We start from the raw sequence: 8,066 nt of genomic DNA on the forward strand, positions 1-8,066 counted from the left end.
ACATTGTGGCGTTGCTGAAGTCGACGCTGGAGAAGAACGACGGTACGGCGCAGTCGACCATCCAGCGGGCCAAGGCCGCGGTCGACAACATCGGCTGACGGACAGCTGTTTGATCGGTATTGGTAGTTGAGGAAAACGGGGGTTTTCGGTGCCCGGCTGGGATCTGAATCCGCAGGGTATTTCCGGTGTGTTGAAGACGACCGGTGACACGGCGTCCGACCTGGAGAAGCATGCCAAGGCGTTCGGTGAGCATCTGACGTCTGCGGCGACGAGCGCGGGCACGATTTCCGCCGAGGGCGGGGGTGGCGGCGGCGAGGGTGGCGAGAAGGCCGCGGGTGGTCTGGTCGCCCTCGCGTTGTCGCAGTTCGCGGAGCGGGCGTCGAAGGACCTGCAGTTCGTCGCGGCGCGGGCGGGCAAGTCGTTGCAGGGTGCGGTGGACGCGACGACGGCCTATCTGAACGGTGATGAGGAGATGGCGGCGGAGGCGCAGCGCAAGGCGTTGTCCGCGCCGAAGGTGGATCTGCCGGGGGTGGGCCAGCGGTGATCCAGCCGGCGCAGATTCCGCAGTACACGGGTGATCTGGCACAGCTGGAGAGCGACTACGCGGACCTGAAGAAGGACGCGGGCAACGTTCGCAAGACCGGCGAGGACGTCCACTCCCAGTTCCAGGGCCTGTCGGCGTACTACACCGCCCCCGACGCGGAGCAGTTGTTCGCGACGACGAAGCCGGTCAAGGACCGCGCGGACACGTTCGGGGACGATCTCGAGACGGTCTCCGGGGCGTTGTCGTCGTATGCCACCGAAATCCGGCCGCTCGTCGACAAGTTGAAGGAACTGAAGACCTCGGCCCAGACGTTCGTCGACTCCGTCAAGGACGACGACGAGTGGGAGTACGACGGCGACAAGGTCGACGAGCACAACCAGATCCGGGATGACATCACCGCGACGGTGGCGGCGTTCTGGGCTGCGGAGCGGACCTGCCACAACAAGATCACCGCCTTGTGGGGCGGCACGCAGATGGTGGCCGGTGACGGCTCCGACCGCAAGGACCAGTACGGGTTCAACGCGGACGACATGAAGAACGCGAAGCTTCCCTGGGGTGACCCGGTGGAGGAGAAGCACCACTGGTACGAGGTCGGCCACTGGGTGAAGTCGTTCGTGTGGGACGGCCTGATCGTCGACGGTGTCTGGGGCACCATCAAGGGTCTGGGCACGTTGGTGGGCTTCGGTGGCTGGGACGCCATGGGCCAGGCCTGGAAGGGGCTCGCGCAGCTGGCGACCGGTCTGGTGATCTCCTCCATTCCTGGTGCGGGCGCGTTGTTCTGGACGCTGCCGGACGACAAGATGCCGTCGTGGCTGCGTGATTCGCGCACCGCGATGAAGGAGACCGGCAAGGCGCTGGTCGCCTGGGACGAGTGGGGCAAGAACCCCGGCCGTGCGGCCGGTGCGGTCACCTTCAACGTCCTGACCACGGTCTTCACGGGTGGCGCGGGTGCCGGTGTCGCGGGCGCGGGCAAGGCCGGTGCGGTGGCGAAGGTGTTGTCGGCGGCGGGCAAGGCGGGCAAGGTCATCGACCCGATGACCTACATCGCCAAGGGCGCGGGCGCGGGACTGTCGAAGATCGGCGACATCACGAAGGGCCTGAGGGGCGTCGGCAACATCGACATCCCCACCCTCCCGGACGGCGCCGTCAACCTGCCCGACGGCCGCATCATGGACCCGAACGGCAACCTCGTCTCGCCCAACGGCACCATCGACACGACGCCGGTCCACTACGAGGCGAACACTCCGACGGCGCCCCACGGGACCACACCGACACTTCCGGCCCACTGGACGGTCGACGGTGCCCCCACCCCGTCGTACGCCGGGAGCCACGCGGGTGCGGACGCGGCCGCGCACACGGCCGACAACGCCGGGCAGTACAACGTGCCCAACGGCGGCCACTACAACGCGCCGACCACGCCCGTGAGCCACACGCCGGGCGGCGCCTTCGACACGACGCCGTCGCCGGGCGCGTACGGTCAGGCGCCGCCGGGGTCGGCGTACGGTCAGGCGCCGTACGGATCGCCGTACGGTCACGCCCCGTCGGGCTCCCCGTACGGCCACGCCCCGTCGGGCTCCCCGTACGACCACGCGCCGTCGCCGTCCGCGTACGACCAGACACCGGGCACGAACCCGTACGCCCAGACGCCTTCGGGGGCGCCGTACGGTCATGCGCCGTCGCCGTCCGGAATCGACTACGGGCCGAACCCGTCCGCCTACGACCAGACGCCGCACACGGGCGGCAACGACGTTCCGGGCGGCACGACCCCGTGGTACCACCAGGGCACGGGGAGCCCCGCGCACGACGTCCCGACCACCACGCCGCACCCCGACGCCCCGCACGGCACGGGTCACGACGTTCCCGGCGCCGGTCATGTCGACGACGCCTCGCACGGTGCCGGTCACGGTGACGACGGTGTCGGTCACGCGGACGATGCCGCACACGCCGGCGACCACGCGGACGCCGGGGACGCGGCCGCGCACCACGGCACGGATGGTCCGGTCGCTCCGGGGCATCAGGGCGCGGACGTGCCGGGGAGCGGGGCCGGGGAGCCGTTCGAGTACAAGCCGACGATGTCGGACGCGGCCTTCGACGCCCTCAGCGACGCCGAGAAGCACGCGGTGGCCGAGGCCGAACTGGCGCGTGGCACGAATCCCGCGCCCAGCGTCACCAACGAGGCGGGGCTGGCGTACGGCAATGCGTACTGGAACGACTTCCTGGACGACCTACCCGCCGAGTCGCAGCAGGCGCTGAAGACGTACAGCGGTAATGAGTACAGCCTGATCAATGGACACCTGCGCTTCGGCAACGACGTGGACGCCTCGCTCCTGCACACCATCGACGAGATGGACAAGGTCATGGACATGCGCCCTGTGCCCGAGGACATCATGGTCGTCCGAGGCACCGGGGTCGACCACATCAAGGTCGACGGTCTCCCGATCGATTCACCGCTCGACATGCTCGGCGGGACCTTCGACGACAAGGCGTTCACTTCCACGGCACTCGGCAAGTCGCCGCCACCCCCGTTCGACCAGAATCCCGTGTGGATGCACTTGCGTGTGGCGAAGGACACCCCGGCCCTTTGGATCGACCACCTCTCCAAGTACCCCGGAGAACGTGAGCTGCTCCTGGCCCGGGGCTCCGACTACAGGGTGACGCGTGTCTTCTTCGACGAGGCACACGGCAAGTGGCACGTCTACGGAGAGGTCCTGCCGAGGCCGAAGCCGTAGCGGTGGCCGCGTTGAGGATCAGGCAGAGTTAAGGGAACGTGGACTTCATGAGCAGCGAACGACCGATCAACCCGCGCTTCGCCGAGGACGTGCACTTCGACCTCGTGGCGCCGGGTCCGTCGAGGTACCGCACCCGGACCGACAAGCCGGTGCGGTACTTCACGGTGGTCGACAAGGAGGGCGGCGCGGCCCTCGGATATGTGTGGGCGAGTGACGAGGACGACGCCGCCGCGTGGGTGCCACGCAACGCCGCCGGAGGCCGGGCCCTCGCCGAGGGCGGTCATTGGCACGCCCGGCTGCAAGAGGCCAAGGGGCGGGGCATCCTGCCGTCCCAGGCCCTCGCGGAGATGCTGTCCAACCCGGAAGGCAACCGCGGACGGGCCCTGCCACGCTCCCTCACCGACGCCCCGAACGCCGACGCGGTCAAGTCCCTCGCCAAGGGTGAATGACGGACAGCCGGTCAACCCGCGCCTTGCCGAGGACATGTGGTTCGAGGAGGCGCCGGGCGGTCCGCCGCGCTACCGGGACCGGACGGACAAGCCGGTGCGGTACTTCACGGTGGTCGACAAGGAGGGCGGCGTGGCCCTCGGACATGTGTGGGCAGGTGACGAGGACGACCCCAACCCCTGACCAACCGATTACCCATGGAGGACCAGGCCCCGAGGCCTGACCAGCATGACCAGTCCCGTGCACTACGTCACCGTGAACGCCCTCGACGGCGAAGTCGTCGGATACGTCTGGTGCGATGCCACCGACGTCGAGTGGATGCACCGGAAGGCCGGCAGCCTCAGTGCCTACCAGGCGGGGTTGGGGTGGTACACCAAGGTCCGTGAGGCTCACGACCAGGGCCTCACCCCCCTCGGCGTCCTGGGCCTGCTCAGCCACGAACCCGGTGTCGGACCGGTCACCGAGGCCCCCGATGCCGCCACGCTCGAGGAACTGGCCCGGGTCGTCACCCCGGCCGACGACCGGCGCCTGCTCGCCGAGCTCGACCGTGACAACGCGGAGGCGTGGCAGGAACTCGCCGATGCCTTCGACGCGCTCACGGACGAGGACCGGGACGTGAAGTGGGGCGGGGGGCAGAAGTCGCCGAGCGGTGCCGTTCAGGTGCCGTTCCCCCTCTACAGCAAGCCGCTCCAGCGGGCTGTCAGCGCCCTGCGCGGTGTCGGCGCCGTGACCCCCGAGCACCGGTGGCAGCACAGTCCGCTGCCCCAAGCACCGCCGGAGGAAGGGCTGAGGCCCGCCGACGCCGTGCGCGCCGCCACCGCGGTCCTGACCGCGGAGCGGATGAGTGACGGGGAGATCGCGACGGCCGTGGAGAACGGCCTCCTGGACGCCGTCGCCGCCTCGTTGCGCGCCTGGTACGCCGACCCTTCCCCCGAGGAGCGGCGCCAGGCTGACGCTGACACCCCGCCCACCGGCCGCCCCCAGGCCGACCCTGGCCCCTCCACGGCCGCGTCCCCTCAACTCCCCACCTCGCACCCTCAAACCCCCACCCCGCCCATGTGCAGGTTCTGCGGAGGTTCCCCCGCGGCGGACGTCTCCTTCCGCGCCCACCGGGGTCTCGTGATCCTCATGGGGTTCCGGAAGACGGCCGGCTCGATGTGCCTGACCTGTGGGCTGGCCGTGTTCCGGGCGCTGACCACCCACACGCTGGCCTGGGGCTGGTGGAGCCCCCTCTCCCTGTTCGTCTTCGGGCCGTTGACGCTGGTAAGGAACCTCCTCGCCGTGCGCAAGGTGAAGAGGCTTTCGGCTCCCGGGCCGGGAATGCTCGGCCCGCGCTACGACCCCGGCGTGCCCGTGCGCCGGCGGCCGCGTGCGTACATCGCGCTGGTCCCGGTCCTCTGGGTGCTCTTCATGATCGTGACGGGATTGTCGGCAGGGGCGTGACAGAGACCGGGAGACGGCTGTACCCCGGCTGTACGCATGGCGCGTCCATGTCCTATGTTGCGGAAGCTAAGTCAGGGGGATCCGCATGCCGCAGGAGAGGCCGCCCGGGACCGGGGCGGAGATGAGTCTCGGCGAAGTCGAGGCCGTCGCACGTGCCGCGCACGCCGCGCAGACGGACAAGGCCGGACGGCCTTACACCGAGCACCTGTCGGCCGTCGCCGAGGGCGTGCGTGCCCGGGGCGGGGACGAGGAGCTGGTCGCCGCCGCGTGGCTGCACGACGCCGTGGAGGACGGTGTGCTCAGCGAGGAGTGGCTGGAGACGGCCGCGCTGCCGCAACGCACCAAGGACGTCGTACGGGCCATGACCAAGCGGCCGGACGAGGAGCCGGAGGCGTACGCGAGCCGGATCCTGGCCACCCCGGGCGCCCGGCTCGTCAAGGCGGCCGACCTCGCGCACAACGCCGACCCGGTGCGCCTCGCCGTACTCGACGAGCACACCGCCCGGCGGCTCACACAGAAGTACGCCGCCATGCGGCACCGCCTAGGCCTTGCCCCGGGCGACTGAATCCCCACGTACGTACACCCCCTACACAGGACGACTGAATGGCACGGGACTACGACAGTCAGCTGCTGGAGTCGGTGGCGGTGCGTCGGCGCCGGATGCGCGACGCGCTGCTGTTCGGCGCGCAGCGCGCCCGGCGGACGGCGGACGAGCGGTTCGGCAAGATGTTCGCGGGCATCGCGATCGCGGCCGTACTGTGCGCCGGCTGCATCGGCTGGTCCTTCCTCCAGGCCACGTTGGACAAGCAGAAGGCCGAAGAGGAGAAGCAACGACAGCAGCAGGGCCAGCTGTACGACCCGACGCCCAGCGCCACTTCGAGCGGCGTCGGCGACCAGGGCGACCAAGGCGACAAGGGTGCGGAGAAGCAGTGAACAGGGTGTGGGCGCAGGGCGTGACCACGTCGGAGCGCGCCCGTGGCGGAAACGACGCGATGATAGGTTCCGGTGAGTGGTGAGCACAGCAACTTCGTTCCGGACCCAGCTCAGCAGGGTCACTCTGATCGGTGAGCGGCGACGCGCCGACATCGTGCTGCCGTCGGACACTCCGATCGGCCAACTGCTCCCCGACATACTGCAGTTGCTCGACGACCGGGCCGCGTCCCGGCCGACCACCCGGCAGCTGATCACCTCCGACGGCTCCGCGCTGCCGCACGACGCCACGCTGTCGTCGGCGGAGGTTCCCGACGGCGCCGTGCTGCGCCTCGTGCGCGCCCACGCGGCACCGCCGGCGCCGGTCGTGCACGACGTCACCGACCAGGTCGCCGACGACCTCGACCTGCGCGGCTGGCGCTGGCGTCCCGCCGTACGCCGTACCGCCGCCGGTGTGGCCACCATCGTGTTCGCCGTGATCGCGGCGCTGTTGGCGCGGCGCGAGTTCGCGCTGGAGTCGGTCGCCACGGGCCTCGCGGTCGTCACCGCGGTGTTCCTGGTCGCCGGTGCGGCGATCGCGAAGATCGGCCAGGGCAACCGGGGTCTGGCCACCGCGCTGCTGCTCGCCTCCGGCGGGCTCGGCCTGCTGGCCGCATGGACGGCCGCCGACGCCCACGACTGGTCAGGGACGGCCCGGCTGGCCGGCGTCGCCGCCGCGCTGGTGCTCCCGCTGGTGTTGCTCGCCTACTGTTCGCCGCTCGGCCGCGGCGGGCTGATCGGGGCCGGGGCGGTCGTCGGTGTGGTCGCCGTGTGGGAGGCCGTCGCCGCCGTACAGGACCGGGCGGACCGGATCGGCGCCGTGATGGCCGTGGTCTCCGTCATCCTGCTCGGTCTGCTGCCGCGGTTCGCGCTGATGGCCTCGGGGCTCACCGCGCTCGACGACAAGCGTTCCTCGGGCACCTCGGTGAGCCGGCACGAGGTCGCCAACGCCCTCGCCGCCACGCACCGCGGACTCGCCCTCGCCACCGTGGTCACCGCCGCGTCGGCCGCCGCCGGCGGCTGGCTGCTGACCACCGCGAAGGAGCCGACCGTCTGGACGGTGACCCTCGCCTCGCTCATCGCCGTCGTCCTGCTGTCCCGGGCGCGGGCCTTCCCGCTGGTCGCCGAGGTCGTGGCGCTGTTCGGGGCGGCGGCGCTGCTCGTCGTACGGCTCGCGGTGCTGTGGCTGGACCACGCGGGAGGTGCCGGCGCGCTCGTCCTGCTGGCCGCGGCGGCACTGCTGCCGCTGCTGGTCCTCGCGGTGGAGCCGCCGGAGCACGTCCGGGTACGGCTGCGGCGGTTCGCCGACCTGATCGAGTCCCTCGGGGTGATCGGGCTCTTCCCGCTCGCCATCGGGGCGTTCGGCATCTACGGGCAACTGCTCAACAAGTTCTGAGGCTTCGAAGACCAGACGCCGCCGCGCCGTCGTTCCGGGCGGGACGACAAGGCGGCGGCGTACAGGAGAGAAGGGCGACATGCCGAGCGGGGACAACTGGCAGAGCGACGTGCTGCGCGACCTGAGGGGCGGCGCGGCCCAGCAGCGTGCCCCACAACAGGGCGCGCAGCCACAGCCGCCGGCGGCGGGGCAGCAGCAGGCGGCGGGGCAACAGCCGGAACAGCAGCCGGGCGCGCAGAACGTCCCGCCGCAGGGGCAGCCCCCGGCGTACGGCCACCCGCAGCAGGCCGACCCCGCCCAGCCGCAGCCGCAGCCGCAGCCGCAGCAGCCCCAGCCCCAGCCGCCGTACGGCTATCCGCAGCAGGCAGCCCCTGCCCAGCCGCAGCAGCCGTACGGCTACCCGCAGCAGGGACACGGCGACCAGGCCGCCGCGTATCCGCAACAGGGCTACCCCGCCCAGCCGCAGCCACCGCAGCAGGCGTACGCCCAGCCGCAGCAGGCTCAGCCTGCCCAGCCCCAGGCCCCCGCCCCCCGCGCC

General features: G+C 71.0%; 9 protein-coding genes. 8 read left to right on the plus strand and 1 reads right to left on the minus strand.

Features of this window, described 5'->3' with window-relative positions; all coding sequences use genetic code 11:
- The first annotated feature begins 148 nt into the window (after positions 1-148).
- The 8 genes from KUM49_RS47335 to eccD all read left to right on the plus strand — a co-directional run bounded on the left by KUM49_RS47335 (position 149) and on the right by eccD (position 7,528).
- Positions 149-544, plus strand: coding sequence for a DUF6507 family protein (locus tag KUM49_RS47335; RefSeq protein ID WP_217243200.1), 396 nt, complete (start codon positions 149-151; stop codon positions 542-544).
- Complete coding sequence (locus KUM49_RS47340) at positions 541-3,273, plus strand: ADP-ribosyltransferase (RefSeq protein ID WP_217243201.1); 2,733 nt, start codon at positions 541-543, stop codon at positions 3,271-3,273. The genes KUM49_RS47335 and KUM49_RS47340 overlap by 4 nt, the downstream gene beginning before the upstream one ends.
- 47 nt (positions 3,274-3,320) lie before the next feature.
- Positions 3,321-3,722, plus strand: coding sequence for a hypothetical protein (locus tag KUM49_RS47345; RefSeq protein WP_217243202.1), 402 nt, complete (start codon positions 3,321-3,323; stop codon positions 3,720-3,722).
- Positions 3,715-3,903 carry a hypothetical protein gene (locus KUM49_RS47350; protein ID WP_217243208.1) on the plus strand — a complete coding sequence of 63 codons (189 nt, stop codon included), beginning with the start codon at positions 3,715-3,717 and terminating at the stop codon, positions 3,901-3,903. The genes KUM49_RS47345 and KUM49_RS47350 overlap by 8 nt, the downstream gene beginning before the upstream one ends.
- Before the next feature lie 45 nt (positions 3,904-3,948).
- Entirely contained in the window at positions 3,949-5,163 is a 1,215-nt protein-coding gene (locus tag KUM49_RS47355) for a DUF6508 domain-containing protein (RefSeq protein ID WP_217243203.1), read from the plus strand.
- Between the two features lie 85 nt (positions 5,164-5,248).
- A complete protein-coding gene (locus KUM49_RS47360) occupies positions 5,249-5,728 on the plus strand; it encodes an HD domain-containing protein (protein ID WP_254402887.1) in 480 nt (159 codons plus the stop codon).
- Between the two features lie 38 nt (positions 5,729-5,766).
- Positions 5,767-6,096 carry a hypothetical protein gene (locus KUM49_RS47365; RefSeq protein WP_217243204.1) on the plus strand — a complete coding sequence of 110 codons (330 nt, stop codon included), beginning with the start codon at positions 5,767-5,769 and terminating at the stop codon, positions 6,094-6,096.
- Positions 6,097-6,172: 76 nt separating this feature from the next.
- Positions 6,173-7,528 carry a type VII secretion integral membrane protein EccD gene (gene eccD / locus KUM49_RS47370; protein ID WP_217243205.1) on the plus strand — a complete coding sequence of 452 codons (1,356 nt, stop codon included), beginning with the start codon at positions 6,173-6,175 and terminating at the stop codon, positions 7,526-7,528.
- Here the strand turns inward: eccD and KUM49_RS47375 are convergent.
- Positions 7,515-8,066: hypothetical protein (locus KUM49_RS47375; RefSeq protein WP_217243206.1), on the minus strand; the 552-nt coding region annotated here is incomplete at its 5' end. The genes eccD and KUM49_RS47375 overlap by 14 nt on opposite strands.

It is taken from the genome of Streptomyces sp. AC555_RSS877 (genome assembly GCF_019049245.1).
Classification (GTDB): domain Bacteria; phylum Actinomycetota; class Actinomycetes; order Streptomycetales; family Streptomycetaceae; genus Streptomyces.

Bases quoted from the DNA above. Each gene is read 5' to 3' on its own strand.
- KUM49_RS47345 (WP_217243202.1), top strand. From the start codon at position 3,321: ATGAGCAGCGAACGACCGATCAACCCGCGCTTCGCCGAGGACGTGCAC.
- KUM49_RS47355 (WP_217243203.1), top strand. From the start codon at position 3,949: ATGACCAGTCCCGTGCACTACGTCACCGTGAACGCCCTCGACGGCGAA.
- KUM49_RS47360 (WP_254402887.1), top strand. From the start codon at position 5,249: ATGCCGCAGGAGAGGCCGCCCGGGACCGGGGCGGAGATGAGTCTCGGC.
- KUM49_RS47365 (WP_217243204.1), top strand. From the start codon at position 5,767: ATGGCACGGGACTACGACAGTCAGCTGCTGGAGTCGGTGGCGGTGCGT.